We start from the raw sequence: 23,902 nt of genomic DNA on the forward strand, positions 1-23,902 counted from the left end.
GCTTTTGTGTATAGGCCGCGACGTATTTTTTTGGCTTAATATCACTGGAGTGGTGAAAGATGAAGAAGCTAGCTGAGTTGTATCGTGGTAAAGCGAAGACCGTTTACAGCACCGAGAACCCGGACCTGCTGGTACTGGAATTCCGTAACGATACGTCAGCAGGTGATGGCGCGCGCATCGAGCAGTTTGATCGTAAAGGTATGGTGAATAACAAGTTCAACCACTTCATTATGAGCAAACTGGCAGAAGCGGGCATCCCTACCCAGATGGAAGCGCTGCTCTCCGATACCGAATGTCTGGTGAAAAAACTGGATATGGTGCCGGTAGAGTGCGTGGTGCGTAACCGTGCGGCAGGCTCGCTGGTAAAACGTTTAGGTATTGAAGAAGGGATCGAGCTGAATCCGCCGCTGTTCGACCTGTTCCTGAAAAACGATGCCATGCACGATCCGATGGTCAACGACTCCTACTGCGAAACCTTCGGCTGGGTCAGCAAAGACAATCTGGCGCGGATGCGCGAGCTGACCTACAAAGCGAACGACGTGCTGAAAAAACTGTTCGATGACGCCGGTCTCATCCTGGTGGACTTTAAGCTGGAGTTTGGTCTGTTCAAAGGCGAAGTGGTGCTGGGCGACGAGTTTTCGCCGGATGGCAGCCGCCTGTGGGACAAAAACACCCTCGATAAAATGGACAAAGACCGCTTCCGCCAGAGCCTTGGCGGCCTGATCGAAGCCTACGAAGAAGTGGCTCACCGCCTGGGCGTTAAGCTCGACTAACCCGCCCGCCGCCAGAAGATGGCCTCATCTTCTGGCGTCTCTTGCTGTTTACTGTGGTAATCCTGCGCTGAACCGCCTACGATCTCTGCTATTGATACATAACAGGGAATGAGGTGCTTATGCGCTGGCAAGGGCGTCGCGAAAGCGACAATGTTGAAGATCGACGTGGTCAATCAGGCTCTCCGTTTGGCGGCGGCGGGGGCGGTGGCTTCCGTCTGCCGAGCGGGAAGGGCGGTATTGTACTGCTGATTATTGTGCTGGTGGCGGGCTACTACGGCGTGGATTTGACCGGCATGCTGACCGGGGAGCCGATGCCGCAGCAGCAGACCTCCACCCAGCGCTCCATCAGTCCGAAAGACGATGAAGCGGCGAAGTTTACTTCCGTCATTCTGGCTACCACCGAAGATACCTGGGGACCGATCTTTGAAAAGATGGGCCGCCAGTACCCCCAGCCGAAGCTGGTGCTCTACCGCGGCGCGACCCGTACCGGCTGCGGCACCGGCCAGTCGGTGATGGGGCCGTTCTACTGTCCTGCCGACAGCACGGTCTATATCGACCTGTCCTTCTACGATGAGATGAAAAATAAACTGGGCGCCGGTGGCGACTTTGCCCAGGGGTACGTTATTGCCCATGAGGTGGGCCATCACGTGCAAAAATTGCTGGGCATTGAGCCGAAAGTTCGCCAGCAACAGCAGCATGCCACTCAGGCCGAAGCCAACCGTCTGTCGGTTAAGATGGAGCTGCAGGCAGACTGCTTCGCCGGCGTCTGGGGTCATAATATGCAGCAGCAGGATATTCTGGAAACCGGCGATTTACAGGAGGCGCTGAACGCCGCCGAAGCCATCGGTGACGACCGTCTGCAGCAGCAGAGCCAGGGACGGGTGGTGCCGGACAGCTTTACCCACGGCACCTCGAAACAACGTTATACCTGGTTCAAACGCGGTTTCGATAGCGGCGACCCGGCGCAGTGCAATACCTTCGGCAGCGCGCTGTAATCGCCGCTCATGATGGACGCGCTGCTTAACCTCTCCGCGCAGATGGCGCGGGAGGGGATCCGTCGCCTGCTGGTGCTTAGCGGCGATGAAGACTGGACGCTGCAGCAGGCGCAGGCGCTGCGGGAGCGGCTCGGCGGCGATGGCCTGTGGGTAGGTCCCGACCCGGTTTCAGCGCCCTGCGTGGCGCCTGGCGCCCTGAAGACGCTGCTGGGGCGGGAAGTGATGCACGCCTTTTTCGATGCCCGGCGCGGGTTTGATGTGGCCGCCCTGGCGGCCCTGAGCGGTACGCTGCGGGCGGGAAGCTGGCTGGTGCTGCTGACCCCGTCCTTCGCCAGCTGGCCGACCCGCACCGATGAGGACTCCCTGCGCTGGAGCGATACTCCCGAGCCTGTCGCCACCCCCCATTTTGTGCACCGCTGTTGCCGCCAGTTTATCGCCGATCAGGAGGTGCTGCTCTGGCAGCAGTCGGAGCGGCCGCGCTTCCCGCTGGCCGCCACACGCCCTGACTGGCATCCCGCCGATGGCCACCCACAGGCAGAACAGGCGGCGATCCTTGAACAACTGGTACGCCTGCCGCCCGGTATTGCGGCGGTGACGGCAGAGCGTGGCCGAGGAAAATCCGCCCTCGCAGGTATGCTGCTGCGCCAGCTTGAGGGCGAGGCCATCGTCACCGCCCCAACGCGTAGCGCCGTCGAGGTGCTGGCGAGCTTTGCCGGCGAGGCGTTACGCTTTATGGCGCCCGATGCGCTGTTGTCGTCGAAAGAAAAGGCGGCATGGTTGATTGTTGATGAGGCCGCGGCGATCCCGGCTCCGCTTCTCCGGCAGCTGGTAAGCCGTTTCCCGCGCACGTTGCTCACCACCACCGTGCAAGGTTATGAGGGGACAGGGCGCGGATTCCTGCTGAAATTTTGCGCCAGCTTGCCCCATCTGCAAATGTTCAGCCTGCGCGCGCCGATCCGCTGGGCCACGGGTTGCCCGCTGGAGTCGGCCATCAGTCAGCTGCTGATCTTCAGCGATGAAGCATTTCGCGACGCGCCGACAGGGGCGGTGATGCTGGAGGCGGTCAATCAGTCCTGCTGGCAAACGCAGCCGGCGCTGCCGGAAGCAATGTACCAACTATTGTCCGGAGCGCATTACCGCACGTCGCCTCTCGACCTGCGGCGTATGATGGATGCCCCGGGCCAGGTATTCCGCTGCGCTCGCGCTGGCGATGTGGTGGTGGGGGCGCTGTGGCTGGTGGCAGAAGGCGGGCTGTCGCCCGAACTCAGCCAGGCGGTGTGGGCAGGATTTCGCCGACCGCGCGGTAACCTGGTTGCTCAGTCGCTGGCGGCGCATGGCGGCAGTCCGCTGGCGGCGACGCTGCGCGGGCTGCGGATCAGTCGGATCGCCGTCCATCCCGCCCGTCAGCGCGAAGGCCTGGGACAGAAGATGATCGCCAGTATCGCCGCCGATGCCGCAGGCTATGACTATCTGTCCGTCAGCTTCGGTTACACCGCCGAGCTGTGGCGCTTCTGGCAACGCTGCGGGTTTATCCTCGTGCGGCTGGGTACCCATCGCGAGGCCAGCAGCGGGTGCTACACCGCGATGGCCCTCTTTCCGTTGACAGCGGCAGGGCGCCGGCTGGCGCAGCAGGAGGCGCAGCGGCTGCTGCGCGATGAATACTGGTTACGCCAGTGGCGGGAGGGATCTGCGCCGCTGTCCGCCGCCGCAGACGCTATGCTTAGTGATGAGGACTGGCTGGAAGCGGCGAGCTTTGCCTTCGCCCAGCGCCCGCTGGCCGCGGCGCTGGGGTGTCTCAACCGCCTACTGATGCAGGTCGATATGCCTTTGCCGGCCCTGCGGGGACGACTGCAGGGGGAAGAGGAGGCCGTGCTCTGCGCCACTCTGCGGCTGACAGGGCGTAAAGCTCTGCTGGCGAGATGGCGCCAGGAGGCCGCTGACGCTATGCATTTTCTTGATGCCGCGCGCGCAGAGACGCTGCGTCAGCAGGTGAAGCACCTGCAATTTTTTTAACTAACTCATTCAGTTAAATGGCATGGTCATATCTGGCGAGCGGCGTAAACTGCCCGCATTCACTAAGGAGACAGCCATGAAACACGATCATTTTATTGTTCAAAGCCCTGCGACGCCTGCGCAACAGCTGTTGCTGCTGTTTCATGGTGTGGGGGATAACCCGGTCTCTATGGGGCAAATCGGCAGCTGGTTCGCGCCGCAGTTTCCCGAAGCGCTGATCGTCAGTATCGGCGGGGTGGAACCTTGTGGCCCCAACGGTCGTCAGTGGTTTTCGGTGCAGGGGGTGACGGAAGAGAATCGTCAGCAGCGCATCGATGCCATTATGCCGACGTTCATTGAAATTGTGCGCTACTGGCAGGAGAAAAGCGGCGTCAGCCCGCTGGCCACCGCGCTGATCGGTTTCTCTCAGGGGGCGATTATGTCGCTGGAGAGTATCAAAGCGGCGCCGGATCTGGCTTCACGAGTGATCGCCTTCAATGGCCGCTATGCGACGCTGCCGGTGACGGCAACGACGGCCACTACCATTCACCTGATCCACGGGGGTGAAGATCGGGTTATCGATCTGGCGTGGGCGGTGTCGGCCCAGGAGGCGCTGCAGCAGGCTGGCGGTGATGTGACGCTGGATATTGTCGACGATCTGGGGCATGCCATTGACGATCGCAGCATGCAGTTCGCGATCGAACGGCTGCGCTATACCGTGCCGAAGCACTATTTTGATGAGGCGCTGAGCGGCAGTACGCCAAAAGGGGATGATATCATCGAAATGCTGTAACCCCGACGAGCGGGGTTACAGGCGGTCTGCACTGCGTTACGGGCGGATTTACGGTTTCTTCGACTGGTCGTGCTTCGGCCAGTCGTCGTCATCGTCCCATTTATCGTTAAAATCACGGTGTGGTGGCAGATCGGGTTTGTCATTGAGGAATTTTTTGTGGTCAACGCGGTTCAGATCTTTGATCACGTTGATTATGACCCCCACCAAAAAAACCAGCACCAGAATCCACCAGTGTTTAATAAGCCATTCCATGCGCGCTTCCTCTTTACGTCAATTCGTCAGGCGACCAGCTGTTCCATGACGCGTTGATACATCCGCGCCAGCAGCTGCAGGTCGGCGGCGTTCACACATTCATTAATTTTGTGAATCGTTGCGTTCACGGGACCCAGCTCAACCACTTGCGCCCCCATGCGCGCGATAAACCGTCCGTCTGAGGTGCCGCCGTTGGTCAACAGCTGCGGTTTGATCTCATTATAGTGCTCAATCGCATTGACGACCGCATCCACCAGTTTGCCGCGCCCGGTGAGGAACGGCTGGCCGGAGAGCCACCACTCCACGCTGTAACGCAGCTGGTATTTTTCCAGCAGGGCGACCACCCGGGCTTTGATCATCTCGTCCGTCAGTTCCGTACTGAAGCGGAAGTTGAACTGAACGAACATATCGCCAGGGATCACGTTGTTGCTGCCGGTGCCGGACTGCACGTTGGCAATCTGCATGCTGGTCGGCGGGAAAAATTCATTGCCTTTATCCCATTCGATATTCACCAGCTCCGCCAGCATCGGCGCCGCGCGGTGGACGGGGTTATCGGCAAGGTGCGGATAGGCGACATGGCCCTGCACGCCGTGAATCGTCAGATTGCAGGTCAGGGAGCCGCGGCGGCCGTTTTTGACTACATCGCCAACCACTTCGGTACTGGAGGGCTCGCCGACCAGGCAGTAGTCCAGGCGCTCATTGCGCGCCATCAGTGTCTCCACCACTTTGACGGTACCGTTTTTCGCGCTGGCCTCTTCATCAGAGGTGATCAAAAACGCCAGTCGGCCCCGATGGTTCGGGTACTGCGCGACAAAACGCTCTGCGGCAACCACCATCGCCGCCAGCGAGCCTTTCATATCCGCTGCGCCACGGCCAAACAGCATGCCGTCGCGGATGGTCGGTTCGAAGGGCGGATTGATCCAGCGGTCGGCGTCGCCTGCCGGAACCACGTCGGTGTGGCCGGCGAAGGCCAGCGTCTCACCGTGGCCGCGCCAGGCCCAGAAATTCTGTGTATCGCCGAAATCCATCGGTTCAACGGTAAAGCCGATCGCACGCAGGCGTTCAATCATTAACGCCTGACATCCCGCATCATCGGGGCTAAGGGAAGGGCGGCGAATAAGCTGCTGAGCCAGCTCAATGACCGGGCAAGACATAGACTATACCTCGTTAAACTGCTGATAACTTGCTTCACTAAAACCCAGCAGCATAGGACGACCGGGCGCACAGAGCAATGGGCGTTTGATAATAGCCGGCATTTCCAGCATCAGTGCGGCGGCGGCATCGGCATTATCGATACTGTTGCGCAGCGACTCATCCAGCTTGCGCCAGGTGGTGCCGCGGGTATTCAGCAGCGCCTGCCAGCCAAGCTCAGCAATAAAGGTATCCAGTTGCGCGCGGTCGAGGCCATCAGCGCGGTAGTCATGAAAGCGATACGCAATCTGATGTGCTTCCAGCCAGCGGCGGGCTTTTTTAATGGTATCGCAGTTTTTAATTCCATACATGGTAAGCATCGATAAACCTTTTACATTCAATTAAGCGGCTAACTCAGATATTTCCGAATATATAAGTCTTACTGAAATAATACGTGATTCAGATGAATAAATATAACTTTTTACCTGACGACCCTTTTTCAGGAAAAGGCGTGGTTAAATTTTGCGCAGATTCGGGTGTGATGTGAGGCTATTAACACTAGCGTAAAAATGTTTCTGGATGTTGCTCTGAGTCACATTATGTTTACATACGAAGCGGCATAGTAGCAGCAAGCAGAGGTTTTATCTCTGTCAGGAGTCCACAAGGCAATCAGAGCAATAGGGGAGCACAACTTCCCACCGGCAATGAAGTTATATAGAATCGACCATAATAATAAGAGAGGCTATTATGATTGAACGTGAACTGGGGAACTGGAAAGATTTTATTGAAGGCATGCTTCGTAAATAAATTTCCGCAATGTGAGCAGGGGAATAACGCGACGTAAATAAGCGCGTCATGGTTCTGAACACATAAAGAAGGCGACCTTAATGGTCGCCTTTTCTGTTATTACGGCGCAATGCCGAGGCCCGACGGTTTATTGCGGACGCTCCTTCAGCGGAAAGCGGCGGCGCACCAGCACAAAGAACAGCGGCACGAAAAAGATCGCCAGCACGGTGGCGGAGATCATCCCGCCCATCACCCCGGTGCCGACCGCATGCTGGCTGCCGGAACCGGCCCCGGTGCTGGTCGCCATCGGCAGCACGCCGAAGATAAACGCCAGTGAGGTCATCAGGATAGGGCGGAGACGCTGTCGGCAGGCCGACAGCGTGGCGCTGAGCAGATCCTGGCCTTTCTCGTTGAGCTCGTTAGCGAATTCAACGATCAGAATGGCGTTTTTCGCCGACAGGCCGATCACCGTTAACAGACCTACCTGGAAGTAGACATCATTCTCCAGGCCGCGCATCCAGGTGGCCAGCAGGGCACCGATGACCCCGAGCGGAACTACCAGCATCACCGAGAACGGCACCGACCAGCTCTCGTACAGCGCCGCCAGGCACAGGAACACCACCAGCAGAGAAATCGCGTACAGCGCTGGCGCCTGCGCGCCGGAGAGGCGTTCCTGGTAGGACATGGCGGTCCATTCAAGGCCGAAACCGGTGGGCAACTGGGCGGCCAGCTTCTCCATCATGTCCATCGCGGTGCCGGTACTGATGCCCGGCGCCGCCTCACCGACGATCTCCACCGCCGAGTAGCCATTGTAGCGCTCCAGACGCGGGGAGCCGGTCTCCCAGCGCGAAGTGGCGAAGGCCGAGAATGGCACCATCGTGCCGCTGCTGTTGCGGACGTACCAGAGATTAATATCGTCAGGCAGCATCCGATATTTCGCCGCTGCCTGGACGTAGACTTTCTTCACCCGGCCGCGATCCATAAAGTCGTTGACGTAGCTCGACCCCCACGCGGTTTGCAGCGTATCGTTGATGTCGTCAATGGAGACGCCCAGCGCCTGCGCTTTACGCTGATCGATATCGACCTGCAGCTGCGGACTGTCGTCGAGCCCGTTGTGACGAACGCGCGTCAACAGCGGGTTTTTGCCGGCCAGCTCAAGCAGCGTATCGCGTGCCGCCATCAGCGCATCATGCCCCTTCCCGGCGTGATCTTCGAGCTCCATATCGAAGCCTGCCGAACTGCCGAGGCCGCTGATTGCCGGCGGGCTGCTGGCGATGACCCGCGCTTCGTTAATCTGATTAAACGCTTTGGTGGCGCGCTCAATAATGGCGAAGGAGGAGCCAGTTTTCGGGTCTCGCTGGTCCCAGTCTTTCAGGCGCACAAACATACGGGCCACGTTTTGTCCGTTGCCGCCGGGGCCGGAGCCAACGGTGGCGAACACTGACTCGACGTTCTGCTTCTCGTTATTGAGGAAGTAATCTTCCGCTTTCTGTACCACTTTCAGCGTCTGTTGCTGAGTGGCGCCGCTCGGCAGCTGTACCGAGGTGGTGAACATTCCCCGATCTTCCAGCGGCAGAAACGAGGTCGGCAGATGCAGGAACAGGAACACCATCCCGCCGAGCAGCACGACGTAGATCAGCATCCAGCGCAGCGAGCGGTGAAGGATTTTACCGACGAAGGTTTCATAGCGGCTGGCGCTGCGGTTAAAGGTACGGTTGAACCAGCCGAAGAAACCTTTTCTTTCATGGGATTCCCCCGGCTTAACCGGCTTGAGCAGTGTCGCGCAGAGGGCCGGAGTGAGGATCATGGCCACCAGCACCGAGAGGACCATCGCCGCGACGATTGTGATGGAGAACTGGCGATAGATAGCCCCGGTGGTACCGCCGAAGAAGGCCATCGGCACAAACACCGCCGACAGCACCATGGCGATCCCCACCAGGGCGCCCTGAATTTGCCCCATCGATTTGCGGGTCGCCTCGCGCGGCGACAGTCCTTCCTCGCTCATGATGCGCTCGACGTTCTCCACCACCACGATGGCGTCATCCACCAGCAAGCCGATAGCCAGCACCATCGCGAACATCGTCAGGGTATTGATGCTGTAGCCGCAGGCATATAGCACCGCGAAGGTGCCCATCAGCACCACCGGCACGGCGATGGTCGGGATCAGGGTGGCGCGGAAGTTCTGCAGGAACAGATACATCACGAGGAACACCAGCAGGATCGCCTCCAGCAGGGTTTTCACCACGTCAGTGATGGAGGCCTTCACGAAGGAGGTCGTCTCGTAGGCGACTTTATATTCCAGACCGTGGGGGAAAAACTGCGACAGCTCATTGAGGCGATTGATCACACGTTCCGCCGTGGCCATTTCATTGGCGCCGGACGCGAGTTTGATCCCGAGCCCGGAGGCCGCCTGACGGTTATAGCGGCTAAGATAGTCGTACTTTTCGGCCCCCATTTCGACGGTGGCGACATCGCCCAGCGTGACCTCTGAACCATCCTGATTGACGCGCAGGGTGATATTGCGGAACTGATCCGGGGTTTGCAGCAGAGATTGCGAGTTGATGGTGGCGTTCAGCGCCTGCTTATCGACCGAAGGCGTCCCGCCAAGCTGGCCGACGGCAATCTGGGCGTTCTGTGAACTGATGGCGTCGGTAACATCTTTGGTGGTCAGCTGGTAGCTGTTGAGCTTTGCCGGGTCGAGCCAGATACGCATTGAATATTGCGAGCCGTAGGCGTCGATATCCCCCACGCCGTTGACGCGGCTGAGTGGGTCCTGGATGTTACTGGCAACGTAGTCGGCGATATCTTGTTTATCCATGCTGCCGTCGGTGGAGACGAAGGCGAGGGTCAGGATATTGGTATCGCCGGTCTTACGTACCGTCACCCCCTGGTTTTGTACCGCCTGCGGCAGTTTACGCATCGCCGACTGCAGCTGGTTCTGAACCTGCTGTACGGCTTCGTCCGGGTCGGTACCGGCGGTAAAGCTGAGGGTGATTGTCGCCTGGCCGGTGGCGCTGCTCTGGGATGACATATACATCAGGTTGTCGAGGCCGGTCATATTTTGCTCAACAACCTGGGTGACGGTATTTTCCAGGGTTTGCGCGGAGGCGCCCGGATAGTTGGCGGTGATCCGCACATTCGGCGGCGCCAGGTCGGGATACTGTTCAACCGGAAGCGACAAAATGGCAAGGGTGCCCGTCAGGCATAACAGGATTGCCAGCACCCACGCGAAAATGGGGCGATCGATAAAGAAATTCGCCATCAGAATTAAGACCTCATATGCACATTTTTTTGTTATTGCACAGCCTGTGCCACTGTAGCGCCAGCGCCGCCGGCAATCGTGGAGAAATTAAGGAGATAGTGTAATTTATCATGTTGCTTTTGCCGTATCGTAAAGAAACACCGAACTTTCCTGCCTACAGGCGCCATTCTGCTGCGCCAGCGCGTCCGGAGGCCTTATCCCTCGCCGGTATGAAACCTCATTTCAGTTAAGTCAAAAAAATTGATCCAAAACGGATTCTCTCCAGAAAAACGTTATCCTGGGCAATTGAACATTGTTCCGGCCGCCGCTTGTCGGGTAATAAGTAGGCATGCGCATTAAGGGGTTATTCACCAATAAGACAAAAGGAAGCCATGAACCACTTTATTCTAAGCGATAGCCGAAAATGTATCGGCTGCCAGGCCTGCGAAGTGGCCTGCGTAATGGCGCATAACGAGGAGCAACACGTGCTGACCCCGCAGCGCTTTTTGCCTCGTATCACCGTCATCAAAGCGGAGGGCCAGCGTAACGCTATCACCTGTCGCCACTGTGAAGACGCCCCCTGCGTCCGCAGTTGTCCCAACGACGCCATTGCCCAGTCCGGCGACAGCGTCCAGGTGTGCCAGGAAAAATGCATTGGCTGCAAATCCTGCATGGTGGCCTGTCCGTTCGGCGTGATGCAGGTGGTGGTGACGCCGCAGGCTGCGGGCCAGGTAAAGGCCAGCGCACAGAAATGCGATTTATGCCAGGATCGCGAAGCGGGGCCAGCCTGTGTGGAAAACTGCCCCGCACAGGCGTTGACCCTTGCCGACGATGAGACCTTGACCGGGCTGGCGAAGCAGCGGCGTCTGCGCTCGGCGTGTCAGGAAGTCCAGCCCTGGCAGCGTAATCCGTCGCCATGTGGCTCCCCGGTTGCGGGCGAGAAGGTCCGGCAAATGGCGGCAACCCCGCCGCGCGGGGAGCCGGACAAGCTGGCGGCGGAGGTGCGTAAGAGTCATTTTGAGGAGATCTATCTGCCGTTTAGCCCGTCGCAAGCCCAGCAGCAGGCGACCCGCTGCCTCACGTGTGGGGAGCACAGTATTTGCGAATGGACCTGCCCGCTGCATAACCATATTCCGCAGTGGATCGAGCTGGTGAAGGCAGGGGATATTGCCGCCGCGGTCGCTCTGTCTCATCAAACCAACTGCCTGCCGGAGATCACCGGCCGCGTCTGCCCCCAGGACCGCCTGTGTGAGGGCGCCTGCACCCTGCGCGATGAGAGCGGGGCCGTCACCATCGGCAACATTGAGCGCTATATTTCCGACCAGGCGCTGGGCAGCGGCTGGCGCCCGGACCTCTCGCAGGTGAAGAAGAGCGGTAAGCGGGTGGCGATTATCGGCGCCGGACCCGCCGGGCTGGCCTGCGCCGATGTGCTGGTGCGCCACGGCGTCCAGCCGGTAGTCTTTGACCGTCATCCGGAGATCGGCGGTCTGCTGACGTTCGGCATTCCGGCCTTCAAGCTGGATAAGTCTCTGCTGGCCCGGCGGCGGGCGATTTTCAGCGAAATGGGTATCCACTTCGAGCTCAATTGCGAGGTGGGGAAAGATATCCCCATGGCGACGCTGCTGGCCGATTATGACGCGGTGTTTGTCGGCGCCGGAACCTATCGCTCGATGAAGGCGGGGCTGCCGAATGAAGAGGCCCCCGGCGTCTACGATGCGCTGCCGTTCCTCATTGCCAACACCAAACAGGTGATGGGGCTGGCGGCATCGGCGCAGGAGCCTTATATCAACACCGCCGGGCTGAACGTTGTTGTGCTGGGCGGCGGCGATACGGCGATGGACTGCGTGCGCACCGCGCTGCGCCACGGTGCCCGCCAGGTGACCTGTGCCTATCGGCGGGATGAAGCCAACATGCCGGGCTCGAAGAAAGAGGTTAAAAACGCCCGTGAAGAGGGGGCGGTTTTTGAGTTTAACGTCCAGCCTGTGACCCTGGAGCTGGATGAGACTGGCCGGGTGAACGGGGTGCGTTTTCTGCGCACCGAACTGGGCGCCCCGGATGCCGGGGGAAGACGTCGTCCGACGCCGATCCCCGGCAGTGAGTTTGTCATGCCGGCGGATGCGGTGATCATGGCCTTTGGTTTCCATCCGCACCAGATGCCCTGGCTGGAGGCGGCGGGTGTGGCGCTGGACAGCCAGGGACGCATCAGGGCCGGAGTGGAGAGCCGTTACCGTTACCAGACCAACCAGGAGAAAATCTTTGCCGGCGGCGATGCCGTGCGTGGCGCCGATCTGGTGGTGACGGCGATGGCGGAAGGCCGCCACGCGGCGCAGGGGATCCTTGACTATCTGGCGGTGAAAACGACGCCGCTTCACTGACGACAAACCCGGCCCCGCAGCGTAGTATGTGGACGTCCTTTTACGCTGTGGGGTCGGTATGTCACTCAATATTCACGTCATTAAAGATAAAATCCTCTCTGAGAACTGGTTCGTGTTACGCAACATGACCTATGAGCTGACGCGCGCGGATGGCAGCGTTGTGCGCCATAAGCGCGAGGTCTACGATCGCGGCAACGGCGCCACCGTGCTGCTGTACAACCGCCGTAAGCAGACGGTGGTGCTGGTGCGCCAGTTCCGGGTCGCTACCTGGGTCAATGGTAATCATGACGGCATGCTGATTGAAACCTGCGCCGGGCTGCTGGACAACGACGAGCCAGAGGCCTGCATTCGTAAAGAGGCGGTGGAAGAGACCGGTTATGAAGTGGGCGAGGTGAAGAAGCTGTTTGAGCTGTTTATGTCGCCAGGGGGCGTCACCGAAGTGGTGCACTTCTTTATCGCTGAGTACAGCGACGCGCATCGAACCACCAGTGGCGGCGGGGTGGATGACGAAGCCATTGAGGTGCTGGAGCTGCCCTTTAGCCAGGCGCTGCAGATGGTGGCCAACGGCGAGATCCGTGACGGTAAGGCAGTCATTCTGCTGCAGTATCTGCAAACCTCCGGCCTGATGTCCGGGAACTCTGATAAATCCGATTGAGTAAGCGGCTGCCGTTGTCCAGGATAGGCGCCGTGGTGGGGTTTATCTGGGGTCGGGCGGTTCATGCTTTTTCGCGTCATCTTTTTTCTCTTTCTGGCGGTGCTGCCTTGCTCGCAGGCATGGTCGGCACCGACGCAGCAGCGCTTCAACGACTGGCAGGTCACCTGTAACAATCAAAATTTCTGCGTCACCCGCAACGTGGGGCTGCATTATGGGCTGGTAATGACCCTCAGTCGCAGCGCCGGGGCGGTCACTGACGCCAGCCTGCGTATCGAGCTGGGCGGCACCGGCAATCCGGTGGCGACGCTCGCGCCGATAGCGCCGCGCCTGTTATTAGATGGCAAGCCGTTGTCCCTGACCGACAAGCACTGGCACATTGAAGATAAACTCCTCAAAACCGGCGACAGCGTGACCATAGACGCGTTTCTCCAGCAGGTTCAGGAAGGAAAAGCGCTCACGCTGGCCAGCGGCCTGCAGAACGTCTCCCTGCAGGGGCTGAAAGCGGCCCTGTTTTTTATCGACGATCGGCAAAAGCGGGTAGGCAGCGAAACGGCCTGGGTCGGCAAAGGGGAAGAGCCGCCGCTCAGCGTACCGCCGGCCCCTGCGTTGCGCGCAGTGGCGAGCGCGGAAACGGCGCAGTCGCCGCTGGGGCGTGAAGAGCTCAACGATCTGATGGACTACGGCAATGAGCGGATGACCAACAGCAACTGCTCCCTCGATCCCTTCCGTCGCGAAATTCGCGTCACTGCGCTGACGGATGACAAAGTGCTGCTAATGACCAGCTGTGAATCCGGAGCGTACAACACCGTCTGGCTGGCCTGGCTGGTCTCCCGACAGCGGCCGTATGTCGCCCGTCAGGTGCGGCTAACGCTGCCGTTTCAGCCGCCGGGCGAGGCGCCGCGGGAGATTGATCTGATCAACGCCAGCTATGATGACCGCCGCCATGAGCTGGTGACCCTGGACAAAGGTCGCGGGGCGGGCGATTGCGGGATCCAGACCCGCTGGCGTTTTGACGGCCAGCGGTTCAGCCTCTCCCGCTACGCGCAGCAACCGACGTGCGATAACTGGCAGGGGCCAGACGCCTGGCCCACGCTGTGGATCACCCGTTAAGCACCTGTTCGGCGGTGGCGACGATATGGTCGACCGTAAAGCCGAAGAACGGGAACAGCTGCTCCGCCGGGGCGGATTCGCCATAGCCGGTCATACCGACGATCTTGCCTTTTAAGCCGACATACTTATACCAGTAGTCCGCTATCCCGGCTTCGACCGCTACCCGCGCGCTGACGTCCGACGGCAGCACCGACTCGCGCCAGGCGTCGTCCTGGGCGTCAAACACATCGGTGGAGGGGAGCGAGACCACCCGCACATTCACCCCTTTGGCCAACAGTTTTTCCGCAGCCAGGACGGTGATCTCCACTTCCGAGCCGGTGGCGATGAGGATCAGATCGGGTTTGCCGCCGGCATCCTTCAGCACGTAGCCTCCCCGGGCGATATCCTGCACCTGTTCCGGGGTGCGTGGCATCTGCGCCAGGTTTTGTCGCGACAGGATCAGCGCCGTCGGCCCGGTCTGGCGCGCAATGGCCGCCTGCCAGGCCACGGCGGTCTCCACCTGGTCGCAAGGGCGCCAGGTGCTGAAGTTGGGCGTCAGACGCAGACTGGCCAGCTGTTCCACCGCCTGGTGGGTCGGGCCATCTTCCCCGAGCCCGATCGAGTCATGGGTATAGACCATGATCTGCCGGGCCTTCATCAGGGCCGCCATGCGCGCAGCGTTGCGGGCGTATTCCACAAACATCAGGAAGGTCGAGGTATAAGGAATGAAGCCCCCGTGCAGGGCGATGCCGTTGGCCACCGCGGTCATGCCAAATTCGCGCACGCCGTAGTGGATATAGTTACCCGCAGGATCTTCTTTAATCGATGTCGAGCCTGACCAGATGGTCAGGTTACTCGGCGCAAGGTCCGCTGAACCGCCCAGCAGTTCCGGGAGGTGTGGGCCGTAAGCGTTCAAGGCGTTTTGCGAGGCCTTGCGGCTGGCGATTTTCGCCGGCTCGGCCTGCAGTTTCGCCACGTAGTCGCGGGCGATTGCGGCAAAGTCTTCCGGCAGGGCGCCATCCATACGTCGCGTCAGCTCAGCGGCCAGCTCCGGGAACTGCTGCTGGTAGGCGGCGAATTTCTCATTCCAGGCATGCTCGGCTTTTTCCCCGCGCGGTCGCGCATCCCATCCCTGGTAGATCTCTTTCGGGATCTCAAAGGGGGGATATTTCCAGCCCAGCTGCTGGCGGGCCAGGGCCACCTCTTTTTCACCCAGCGCCGCGCCGTGAGACTCCTCCGACCCCGCTTTGTTGGGCGAACCGAAGCCGATGATGGTCCGGCAGATAATCAGCGACGGCTTATCTTTCACTGCCTGCGCTTCCGTTATCGCCTGTTTGATCGCCTGCGGATCGTGGCCGTCGATATCGCCTATGACGTGCCAGTGGTAGGCGCGGAAACGTTCCGCCGTATCATCGGAAAACCAGCCTTCGGTTTTGCCGTCGATGGAGATGCCGTTGTGATCGTAAAAACCGATCAGCTTACCCAACCCGAGCGTGCCGGCCAGGGAACAGGCCTCGTGGGAGATCCCCTCCATCAGGCAGCCATCGCCCATGAAAACCCAGGTGTGATGGTCGATGATCTCATGCCCGGGGCGGTTAAACTGTGCCGCCAGGGTGCGTTCGGCGATGGCCATCCCGACGGCGTTCGCCAGCCCCTGGCCCAGCGGGCCGGTGGTGGTCTCCACCCCGGGGGTATAACCATGCTCCGGGTGGCCCGGCGTTTTAGAGTGCAGCTGGCGGAACTGCTTGAGTTCTGACAGCGGCAGATCGTAGCCGGTCAGATGCAGCAGACTGTAGAGCAGCATCGACGCGTGGCCGTTGGACAAGATAAAGCGGTCGCGGTCCACCCAGCCGGGGTTCTGCGGATTGTGCTTGAGAAAATCGTTCCACAGCACTTCGGCAATGTCTGCCATCCCCATTGGCGCACCGGGGTGGCCGGAATTGGCTTTCTGCACGGCGTCCATACTCAGGGCGCGGATGGCGTTGGCAAGCTCTCTTCGGGACATAGTTTTCTCCGTGAGACTAAAGTGACAGTTTGGCGGCAAGCAGATCTTCCAGTTTGCGCTGATCGACGGCGAACAGGCGGATCCCCTCCGCCAGCTTTTCGACCGCCATCGGGTCCTGATTATGTTCCCAGCGGAACTCTGCTTCGCTGAGCGGCACCGGACGCGGCAGGATCTGGCTGGCTGGGATCAGTTTGCGCACTACCGGGGCGTCGCTGGCCTGCAGCTCTTTTAATAAGGACGGGGCGATGGTCAGCCGGTCGCAGCCGACCAGCGCCAGGATCTGTTCGGTGCGGCGGAAGCTGGCGCCCATCACGATGGTGTTGTATTTATGCTGCTTGAAATAGTCATAGATATTGCGTACGGATTTGACCCCTGGATCTTCATCCACCACGTAAGGCTCCAGCGGTTTGCGCGCCTGATACCAGTCATAAATACGCCCGACGAACGGGGAGATCAGATAGACGCCGGCCTCGGCACAGGCCCGGGCCTGAGCGAAGGAAAACAGCAGCGTCAGGTTACAGTGGATCCCCTCTTTCTCCAGTGCCTCCGCGGCGCGGATCCCCTCCCAGGTGGAGGCCAGTTTGATCAGGATCCGCGACTTATCAATGCCCATCTCCTGATACAGCGCCACCAGGTGGCGAGCCTTCTCGATACTTTTCTCCCGATTGAAGGAGAGGCGGGCGTCAACCTCGGTGGAGACACGACCAGGAATACTTTTGAGGATCTCGGCACCAAAATTGACAGCCAGCTTGTCGCAGGCGTGAGCCACCAGCGCTTCGCGTCCGCCACCCTGCTTTTTGGCCCAGGCGATGGCGTCGTCGATGAGCCCGCTATAGGCGTCCAGCCCGGCGGCCTTCAGCAGCAGCGAGGGATTGGTGGTGGCATCTTCCGGCTGATAGTGGCGAATGGATTCGATATCGCCGCTGTCGGCGACCACGGTGGTGAATTGCTTAATGCTGTCTAGCTGAGTCATGGATAAGTCCTCCTGGAACAAGGTGTTACATGAGTGCTTGCCGGTATACGGTATAAACATTGATGAGGTACATAACCAAAAAGCATAGCAGACAGGGCTATTATTGGCGGCGAATCCAGGTAACATAACCGCTATAAATTGATAACAACTAAATCATAACGATGACCAGAGTTTGGCGGTGTTCAAAGTTTATCGCCCCGCCAGGAGGGATACTGTCTGCCACTGAAAGGTGAACGACAGGATGGTCATTACGCTTTTTCCCTACGAACGATACGTGAAAGAAAGGAATAGAAAATGGATGAGCAGTTAAAACAGAGTGCCCTCGACTTCCACGAATTTCCGGTGCCCGGAAAAATCCAGGTCTCGCCGACCAAACCTCTCGCCACCCAGCGCGATCTGGCGCTGGCCTACTCGCCGGGCGTCGCGGCCCCCTGTCTGGAAATCGAAAAAGATCCGCTGGCGGCCTACAAATATACCGCCCGCGGCAACCTGGTGGCGGTGGTCTCCAACGGCACCGCGGTGCTGGGGCTGGGGAATATCGGCGCGCTGGCCGGCAAGCCGGTGATGGAGGGCAAAGGCGTCCTGTTTAAGAAATTCGCCGGTATCGATGTGTTTGATATTGAAGTCGATGAGCTGGACCCGGACAAATTTATTAACGTCGTCGCCGCCCTCGAGCCGACCTTCGGCGGTATCAACCTGGAAGATATTAAAGCGCCGGAGTGTTTCTACATCGAACAGCAGCTGCGCGAGCGCATGAATATTCCGGTATTCCACGACGACCAGCACGGTACGGCGATTATCAGCACCGCGGCGATCCTCAACGGTCTGCGCGTCGTCGAGAAGAATCTCTCCGACGTGCGGATGGTGGTTTCCGGCGCGGGGGCGGCGGCGATCGCCTGCATGAACCTGCTGGTGGCGCTGGGGATGCAAAAGCACAACATCGTGGTCTGCGATTCGAAAGGCGTTATCTATAAAGACCGTGAGCCGAACATGGCGGAAACCAAAGCCGCCTACGCGGTGGAAGACGACGGCAAACGCACCCTGGATGACGTGATCGACGGCGCCGACATTTTCCTCGGCTGCTCTGGCCCGAAAGTGCTGACCCCGGAGATGGTGAAGAAGATGGCGCGCGCGCCGCTGATCCTTGCCCTGGCCAACCCGGAGCCGGAAATTCTGCCGCCGCTGGCGAAGCAGGTCCGCGATGACGCCATCATCTGTACCGGCCGCTCCGACTACCCTAACCAGGTCAACAACGTGCTCTGCTTCCCGTTCATCTTCCGCGGCGCGCTGGACGTCGGCGCGACGGCGATTAACGAAGAGATGAAGCTGGCGGCGGTGCATGCGATTGCCGAGCTGGCCCATGCCGAGCAGAGCGAAGTGGTGGCTTCCGCCTATGGCGATCAGGATCTCAGCTTTGGTCCGGAGTACATCATTCCGAAACCGTTCGACCCGCGGCTGATCGTCAAGATCGCCCCGGCGGTGGCGAAGGCGGCGATGGACTCCGGCGTGGCGACGCGCCCGATCGCCGATTTTGACGCCTATATCGAGAAGCTGAGCGAGTTCGTCTATAAAACCAACCTGTTTATGAAACCTATCTTCTCCCAGGCGCGTAAAGAGCCGAAGCGCGTAGTGCTGGCGGAAGGGGAAGAGACCCGGGTGCTACATGCCACCCAGGAGCTGGTATCGCTGGGACTGGCCAAACCGATTCTGGTGGGGCGCCCGAGCGTGATCGAAATGCGTATCCAGAAGCTGGGCCTGCAGATCAAGGCCGGCGTTGACTTTGAGATCGTCAATAATGAATCCGACCCGCGGTTTAAAGAGTACTGGAGCGAGTACTACCAGCTGATGAAGCGCCGCGGCATTACCCAGGAGCAGGCGCAGCGGGCGGTGATTAGCAACACCACGGTGATTGGGGCCATCATGGTTCATCGCGGTGAAGCGGATGCGATGATCTGCGGGACTATTGGCGAGTACCATGACCACTACCGCGTGGTGCAGCCGCTGTTTGGCTATCGCGACGGCGTCAGCACCGCCGGGGCGATGAATGCGCTGTTGCTGCCGAGCGGCAACACCTTTATCGCCGACACCTATGTCAATCACGATCCCTCACCGGAAGAGCTGGCGGAGATCACCCTGATGGCGGCGGAAAGCGTGCGTCGCTTTGGTATCGAACCGCGGGTGGCATTGCTGTCGCACTCCAACTTCGGTTCTGCCGACTGCCCGTCAGCCAGCAAAATGCGCAAAACCCTTGAGCTGGTGAAGGCGAGCGCCCCGGAGCTGATGATCGATGGCGAAATGCATGGCGACGCCGCGCTGGTGGAAAGCATCCGCAACGATCGCATGCCGGACAGCCCGCTGAAGGGGTCAGCCAATATTCTGGTGATGCCGAATATGGAAGCCGCCAGGATCAGCTATAACCTGCTGCGCGTCTCCAGTTCAGAAGGGGTCACCGTTGGGCCGGTGCTGATGGGGGTAGCGAAGCCGGTGCATATCCTGACGCCGATCGCCTCTGTGCGCCGGATCGTGAATATGGTGGCGTTAGCGGTTGTCGAAGCACAAACCGAACCGCTGTAATCTCCTTTTTTCCCGTTAACGCGCGGAGAGTTTTCCGCGCACAATATCAGGCAGGCCGGCAGGTAAAAACGCTGAGCCTGCCTTTTTAATTCACCCGCCCTGTTATTTTCTCTCCTTAGTGATCCACTTCACCTTTTAAACCCACTTGCCGAAATTTGTTATTTGCCACGCTGAAATACCTTCACCATAAGGACAGATTTCAGGGGGGCAATTAGCCATGGATAAAGAACGCATTATTCAGGAATTCGTACCAGGCAAACAGGTCACGCTGGCGCACCTGATTGCTCACCCGGGGGTGGAACTGGCGAAAAAGATCGGCGTACCCGAATCCGGCGCCATCGGCATTATGACGCTGACGCCGGGGGAAACGGCGATGATTGCCGGCGATCTGGCGATGAAGGCCGCCGATGTTCATATCGGTTTTCTCGACCGGTTTAGCGGCGCGCTGGTGATCTACGGCTCGGTCGGCGCGGTGGAGGAGGCGCTCCTGCAGACCATCGGCGGATTAGGAAGATTATTAAATTATACCTTGTGCGAATTAACGAAAAGTTAATTGAGAGCGACCATGAAGCGTATTGCGATTGTTGGCGCCGTCGGCGCAGGAAAAACCACGCTATTTAATGCCCTGCAGGGAAATTATTCCCTCGCCAGAAAAACGCAGGCGCTGGAATTTAACGATCGTGGTGACATTGATACGCCAGGGGAATATTTCAGTCATCCCCGCTGGTATCACGCCTTAATTACCACGCTACAGGATGTGGACACCCTGATTTATGTCCATGCGGCCAATGATACCGAGAGTCGCCTGCCTCCCGGGTTACTGGATATTGGCAGCCGAAAGCACCTTATCGTCGCGATCAGCAAAACGGACCTCCCGGATGCCAACGTCGCCGCGGTGCGGCAACTGCTGGAGGGGATGGGGTTCCAGGCGCCGGTTTTCGCCCTCAACGGTTGCGATCCGCAAAGCGTCGCACCTCTGGAAAATTACTTGAGTGAGCTCAGCCAAAAGGAGGAAGGGCCAGGTGAAGAAACTCATTACCGCTAACGATATTCGTGCCGCCCATGCGCGCGGCGAACAGACGATGTCGGTCGTACTGCGTGCCAGCATCATTACCCCGGAAGCGCGCGAAGTCGCCGAGCTGCTGGGATTCACTATCACCGAGGACGATGGCGCCGCGCCGGCGGCGACAGCGGCGGACAGCGACAAAACGGAAAGCCAGCGGATCCGCGAAACCATTCTGGCGCAGCTACCGGAAGGCCAGTTTACCGAAAGCCTGGTGGCTCAGCTGATGGAAAAGGTGATGAAGGAGAAGCAGTCCCTGGAGCAGGAGGCGATGCAGCCGGGATTTGACGCGGTGACCGGCAAAGGGGGCATCAAAGTGATCGACGGCAGCAGCGTGAAGTTTGGCTGCTTCGACGGCGCCCAGCCGCACTGCGTTGGTTTAACGGACCTGGTGACCGACCAGGATGGCAGCAGCATGGCGGCCGGATTTATGCAGTGGGAAAACGCCTTCTTCCCGTGGACGCTGAACTACGACGAAATCGATATGGTGCTGGAGGGCGAGCTGCATGTGCGCCATCAGGGGGAAACGCTGGTTGCCAAAGCGGGGGACGTTATGTTCATCCCGAAAGGCTCCAGCATCGAATTCGGTACCCCGTCGACGGTGCGCTTCCTGTACGTTGCCTGGCCGGCAAACTGGCAATCGCTATGAACGATTTTATTACCGAAGCGTGGCTCAGGGCGAACCATACGCTCAGCGAAGGCGGTGAAATCCATCTTCCTGCCGACGCTCGCCTGACGCCCTCGGCGAGGGAGCTGCTGGAAAGCCGCCACCTGCGGGTCAAATTTCTCGACAGCCAGGGACGCTTGTTTGTCGAAGATGACGAGCAGACGCCGCAGCCGGTGCATGTCCTGACCAGCAGCGACCATCCGCCCCAGGCCTGCTGTGAGCTCTGTCATCAGCCGGTGGGCAAAAAGCCGGACACCTTAACTCACCTGACGGCCGAGATCCTGGTAGCGAAAAACGATCCGCGACTGGCCTTCCGCGCGGTGCTGGACAGCACCATCGCCCTGACGGTATGGCTGCAAATTGAGCTGGCGGAGCCCTGGCAACCGTGGCTGACGGATATCCGTTCGCGGCTGGGCAACATCATGCGCGCCGACGCGCTTGAGGAGCCGCTGGCGGCGCAGTCGATCGCCGGGTTCAGTGAAGCGCAATTGCATCGTCTGTCCCATCAGCCGCTGCGCTATCTGGGGCACGATCACCTGGTACCGGAGGCCCGCCATGGGCGCGATGTCGCGCTGCTCAATCTGCTGCGCGGCAAAGTGCGCGAGGCGGAGGTCACCGCGGCGCAGGTGTTTATTACGCCGCAATTTACGGTGCGGCGCGCCGATATTATGCAGGCGCTCAACCGTCTCTCCAGCGCCGTCTACGTGATGATGGTGCTGGACGCGACGGACTCGCCGCCGGCGCTCAGTCAACTGCAGCAGCAGCTGGGAGGGGAAGATGATCATTGACCAGTGCCGCAAACTGGCCCTGCGCGCCCCCGCCAGGGTGGTGTTCCCGGATGCGCTGGACGTTCGGGTGCTGAAGGCCGCGCATTATCTGCAGCAGCAGGGCCTCGCGCATCCGATCCTCGTCGCCAGCCCCTTCGCGCTGCGGCAGTTCGCCCTCAGCAAGCGCCTGCCGCTGACCGGAGTGCAGGTTATCGATCCGCACAGCAACCTGGCGATGCGCGAGGCGTTTGCCGCCGCCTGGCAGGCGCGCGCCGGCGATAAAACGCCCGCTGACGCCGTCGACAAGCTGGCCGACCCGCTGATGTTCGCCGCGGCGATGGTCAGTGCCGGGCAGGCCGCGGTCTGTATCGCCGGGAATCTCTCGTCAACCGCCAGCGTGCTGCGCGCCGGTCTGCGCCTGATCGGCCTGCAGCCGGGGTGTAAAACGCTCTCTTCACTGTTTCTGATGCTGCCGCAGTATGCCGGCCAGCCGCTGGGGTTTGCCGACTGCAGCGTGGTACCGCAGCCGACGGCGGCGCAGCTGGCGGATATCGCTATCGCCAGCGCTGAGACCTGGCAAGCGATCACCGGCGAAGCGCCGCGGGTGGCAATGCTGTCTTTCTCGACGCACGGCAGCGCCCGCCATCCCTGTGTGGCTAATGTTCAGCAGGCCACGGAGATGGTGCGTCAACGGGCACCACAGTTGATGGTCGATGGCGAGCTGCAGTTTGACGCCGCCTTCGTACCGGACGTCGCTGCGCAAAAAGCGCCCGCCAGCCCCCTGCAGGGCCGGGCCAATGTGCTGGTCTTCCCGTCGCTGGAGGCGGGCAACATCGGCTACAAAATCGCCCAGCGGTTGGGCGGGTATCGCGCCATCGGGCCGCTGATTCAGGGCCTGGCCGCACCGCTTCACGACCTCTCGCGAGGCTGTAGCGTAGAGGAAATTATCGAACTGGCGCTGGTGGCGGCAGTACCGCGCCAGGCGGATGCGAGCCGGATCCCCGACTCGTCCACGCTGGTTGAATGAATGGTCCCGTTCAGGACCCCTTATGAGAGGAAAACACAATGGAAGCATTAGGAATGATTGAAACCCGGGGCCTGGTTGCACTGATTGAGGCCTCTGACGCCATGGTCAAAGCCGCCCGCGTCAAGCTGGTCGGCGTGAAACAGATTGGCGGCGGCCTGGTGACCGCTATGGTGCGCGGTGATGTCGCGGCGTGCAAAGCCGCGACGGATGCCGGGGCAGCGGCGGCTCAGCGTATCGGTGAGCTGGTGTCTGTACATGTCATCCCGCGTCCGCATGGCGATCTGGAAGAGGTTTTCCCGATCAGCTTTAAGGGCGATAGCAACATCTAAAGGGTAGCTGAGCCGAACAGTCCTGGCCGCATAAGAGGCAAACGGCGCGCCATCCGGCAATGACAAGGCATGAATGCCGGATGGCGCTGGGCTTATGCGGCCTGGACATCACACGCGGAGACGGAAATGAAGCTGGCTGTCGTTACCGGATATGTGGTCTGCACCGTACGTCATGAAGGGCTGGCCCACGACAAACTGCTGATGGTGGAGATGCTCAATGCCCGCGGCGAGCCGGACGGGCAGAGCGCGGTCGCCATCGACAACATTGGCGCGGGATGCGGAGAGTGGGTGCTGCTGGTCAGCGGCAGCTCGGCGCGACAGGCGCACGCACAGGGAGCCTCTCCGGTCGATTTGTGCGTGATTGGCATCGTGGATGAGGCCGCGGCCGGTGGTCAGGTGCTCTTCCATAAGTAGG

Annotated in this window: 22 protein-coding genes; 16 read left to right on the forward strand and 6 right to left on the reverse strand. The window is 60.0% G+C overall.

Annotation, left to right across the window (positions count from 1 at the left end):
• Window positions 1–59: 59 nt before the first annotated feature.
• The 4 genes from purC to ypfH all read left to right on the forward strand — a co-directional run bounded on the left by purC (window position 60) and on the right by ypfH (window position 4,553).
• A complete protein-coding gene (purC, locus tag ACKLKD_RS03270) occupies window positions 60–773 on the forward strand; it encodes a phosphoribosylaminoimidazolesuccinocarboxamide synthase (protein ID WP_087805094.1) in 714 nt (237 codons plus the stop codon).
• Window positions 774–892: 119 nt separating this feature from the next.
• Window positions 893–1,768, forward strand: coding sequence for a neutral zinc metallopeptidase (locus ACKLKD_RS03275; RefSeq protein ID WP_025711483.1), 876 nt, complete (start codon window positions 893–895; stop codon window positions 1,766–1,768).
• 9 nt (window positions 1,769–1,777) lie between these two features.
• The gene (locus ACKLKD_RS03280; RefSeq protein ID WP_087805092.1) at window positions 1,778–3,781 is read left to right on the forward strand and encodes a tRNA(Met) cytidine acetyltransferase TmcA; all 2,004 of its coding nucleotides are present in this window, start codon (window positions 1,778–1,780) and stop codon (window positions 3,779–3,781) included.
• A 76-nt stretch (window positions 3,782–3,857) separates the two neighbouring features.
• Entirely contained in the window at window positions 3,858–4,553 is a 696-nt protein-coding gene (gene ypfH / locus ACKLKD_RS03285; protein ID WP_025711481.1) for an esterase, read from the forward strand.
• Between the two features lie 48 nt (window positions 4,554–4,601).
• Here ypfH and ACKLKD_RS03290 read toward each other — a convergent pair whose 3' ends face one another.
• From ACKLKD_RS03290 to ACKLKD_RS03300, 3 genes are read right to left on the reverse strand one after another with little or no spacing between them, the layout of a single operon-like run.
• Window positions 4,602–4,805: a YpfN family protein gene (locus tag ACKLKD_RS03290; RefSeq protein ID WP_025711480.1), complete on the reverse strand. Its 204-nt coding sequence runs from the start codon at window positions 4,803–4,805 to the stop codon at window positions 4,602–4,604.
• A 26-nt stretch (window positions 4,806–4,831) separates the two neighbouring features.
• Window positions 4,832–5,959, reverse strand: coding sequence for a succinyl-diaminopimelate desuccinylase (dapE, locus tag ACKLKD_RS03295; RefSeq protein WP_025711479.1), 1,128 nt, complete (start codon window positions 5,957–5,959; stop codon window positions 4,832–4,834).
• Window positions 5,960–5,962: 3 nt separating this feature from the next.
• Window positions 5,963–6,316 (reverse strand): ArsC family reductase, encoded by a 354-nt coding sequence (locus tag ACKLKD_RS03300; RefSeq protein WP_025711478.1) that lies wholly within the window; start codon window positions 6,314–6,316, stop codon window positions 5,963–5,965.
• A gap of 367 nt (window positions 6,317–6,683) precedes the next feature.
• On the opposite strand from ACKLKD_RS03300, the gene ypfM reads away from it, so the two are divergent.
• Window positions 6,684–6,743 (forward strand): protein YpfM, encoded by a 60-nt coding sequence (ypfM, locus tag ACKLKD_RS03305; protein ID WP_015572204.1) that lies wholly within the window; start codon window positions 6,684–6,686, stop codon window positions 6,741–6,743.
• A gap of 127 nt (window positions 6,744–6,870) precedes the next feature.
• Here ypfM and acrD read toward each other — a convergent pair whose 3' ends face one another.
• Window positions 6,871–9,984 carry a multidrug efflux RND transporter permease AcrD gene (gene acrD, locus ACKLKD_RS03310; RefSeq protein WP_025711477.1) on the reverse strand — a complete coding sequence of 1,038 codons (3,114 nt, stop codon included), beginning with the start codon at window positions 9,982–9,984 and terminating at the stop codon, window positions 6,871–6,873.
• 371 nt (window positions 9,985–10,355) lie between these two features.
• On the opposite strand from acrD, the gene aegA reads away from it, so the two are divergent.
• The 3 genes from aegA to ACKLKD_RS03325 all read left to right on the forward strand — a co-directional run bounded on the left by aegA (window position 10,356) and on the right by ACKLKD_RS03325 (window position 14,103).
• The gene (gene aegA, locus ACKLKD_RS03315) at window positions 10,356–12,338 is read left to right on the forward strand and encodes a formate-dependent uric acid utilization protein AegA (protein WP_080924272.1); all 1,983 of its coding nucleotides are present in this window, start codon (window positions 10,356–10,358) and stop codon (window positions 12,336–12,338) included.
• Between the two features lie 58 nt (window positions 12,339–12,396).
• A complete protein-coding gene (gene nudK, locus ACKLKD_RS03320; protein ID WP_025711475.1) occupies window positions 12,397–12,993 on the forward strand; it encodes a GDP-mannose pyrophosphatase NudK in 597 nt (198 codons plus the stop codon).
• Between the two features lie 63 nt (window positions 12,994–13,056).
• Window positions 13,057–14,103 (forward strand): DUF1176 domain-containing protein, encoded by a 1,047-nt coding sequence (locus ACKLKD_RS03325; protein ID WP_025711474.1) that lies wholly within the window; start codon window positions 13,057–13,059, stop codon window positions 14,101–14,103.
• On the opposite strand, the gene tkt is transcribed toward ACKLKD_RS03325, so the two are convergent.
• Window positions 14,093–16,087 (reverse strand): transketolase, encoded by a 1,995-nt coding sequence (gene tkt / locus ACKLKD_RS03330; protein ID WP_080924270.1) that lies wholly within the window; start codon window positions 16,085–16,087, stop codon window positions 14,093–14,095. The two genes, ACKLKD_RS03325 and tkt, sit on opposite strands and share 11 nt — an antisense overlap.
• 16 nt (window positions 16,088–16,103) lie before the next feature.
• A complete protein-coding gene (gene tal, locus ACKLKD_RS03335; protein ID WP_025711472.1) occupies window positions 16,104–17,060 on the reverse strand; it encodes a transaldolase in 957 nt (318 codons plus the stop codon).
• A gap of 294 nt (window positions 17,061–17,354) precedes the next feature.
• Between tal and maeB the strand changes: the two genes are divergently transcribed.
• The 8 genes from maeB (at window position 17,355) to eutN (ending at window position 23,901) form a co-directional block, all read left to right on the forward strand.
• Window positions 17,355–19,634, forward strand: a complete 2,280-nt coding sequence (gene maeB, locus ACKLKD_RS03340) for an NADP-dependent oxaloacetate-decarboxylating malate dehydrogenase (protein ID WP_025711471.1) — start codon at window positions 17,355–17,357, stop codon at window positions 19,632–19,634.
• 217 nt (window positions 19,635–19,851) lie between these two features.
• Window positions 19,852–20,187, forward strand: coding sequence for an ethanolamine utilization microcompartment protein EutS (gene eutS / locus ACKLKD_RS03345; RefSeq protein ID WP_087805090.1), 336 nt, complete (start codon window positions 19,852–19,854; stop codon window positions 20,185–20,187).
• 12 nt (window positions 20,188–20,199) lie between these two features.
• Complete coding sequence (eutP, locus tag ACKLKD_RS03350; protein ID WP_025711469.1) at window positions 20,200–20,679, forward strand: ethanolamine utilization acetate kinase EutP; 480 nt, start codon at window positions 20,200–20,202, stop codon at window positions 20,677–20,679.
• Window positions 20,657–21,346 carry an ethanolamine utilization acetate kinase EutQ gene (gene eutQ / locus ACKLKD_RS03355; protein WP_025711468.1) on the forward strand — a complete coding sequence of 230 codons (690 nt, stop codon included), beginning with the start codon at window positions 20,657–20,659 and terminating at the stop codon, window positions 21,344–21,346. Before eutP ends, eutQ begins: the two co-directional genes overlap by 23 nt.
• A complete protein-coding gene (gene eutT, locus ACKLKD_RS03360; RefSeq protein ID WP_087805088.1) occupies window positions 21,343–22,152 on the forward strand; it encodes an ethanolamine utilization cob(I)yrinic acid a,c-diamide adenosyltransferase EutT in 810 nt (269 codons plus the stop codon). Before eutQ ends, eutT begins: the two co-directional genes overlap by 4 nt.
• Window positions 22,142–23,158 (forward strand): phosphate acetyltransferase, encoded by a 1,017-nt coding sequence (gene pta, locus ACKLKD_RS03365; protein WP_087805086.1) that lies wholly within the window; start codon window positions 22,142–22,144, stop codon window positions 23,156–23,158. Before eutT ends, pta begins: the two co-directional genes overlap by 11 nt.
• Window positions 23,159–23,196: 38 nt before the next feature.
• Window positions 23,197–23,487, forward strand: a complete 291-nt coding sequence (gene eutM, locus ACKLKD_RS03370) for an ethanolamine utilization microcompartment protein EutM (RefSeq protein ID WP_000387720.1) — start codon at window positions 23,197–23,199, stop codon at window positions 23,485–23,487.
• A 126-nt stretch (window positions 23,488–23,613) separates the two neighbouring features.
• Window positions 23,614–23,901 carry an ethanolamine utilization microcompartment protein EutN gene (eutN, locus tag ACKLKD_RS03375; protein WP_025711464.1) on the forward strand — a complete coding sequence of 96 codons (288 nt, stop codon included), beginning with the start codon at window positions 23,614–23,616 and terminating at the stop codon, window positions 23,899–23,901.
• Window position 23,902: the final 1 nt, after the last annotated feature.

Source organism: Klebsiella sp. 10982 (assembly GCF_048589245.1).
Classification (GTDB): Bacteria; Pseudomonadota; Gammaproteobacteria; order Enterobacterales; family Enterobacteriaceae; genus Klebsiella; species Klebsiella quasivariicola.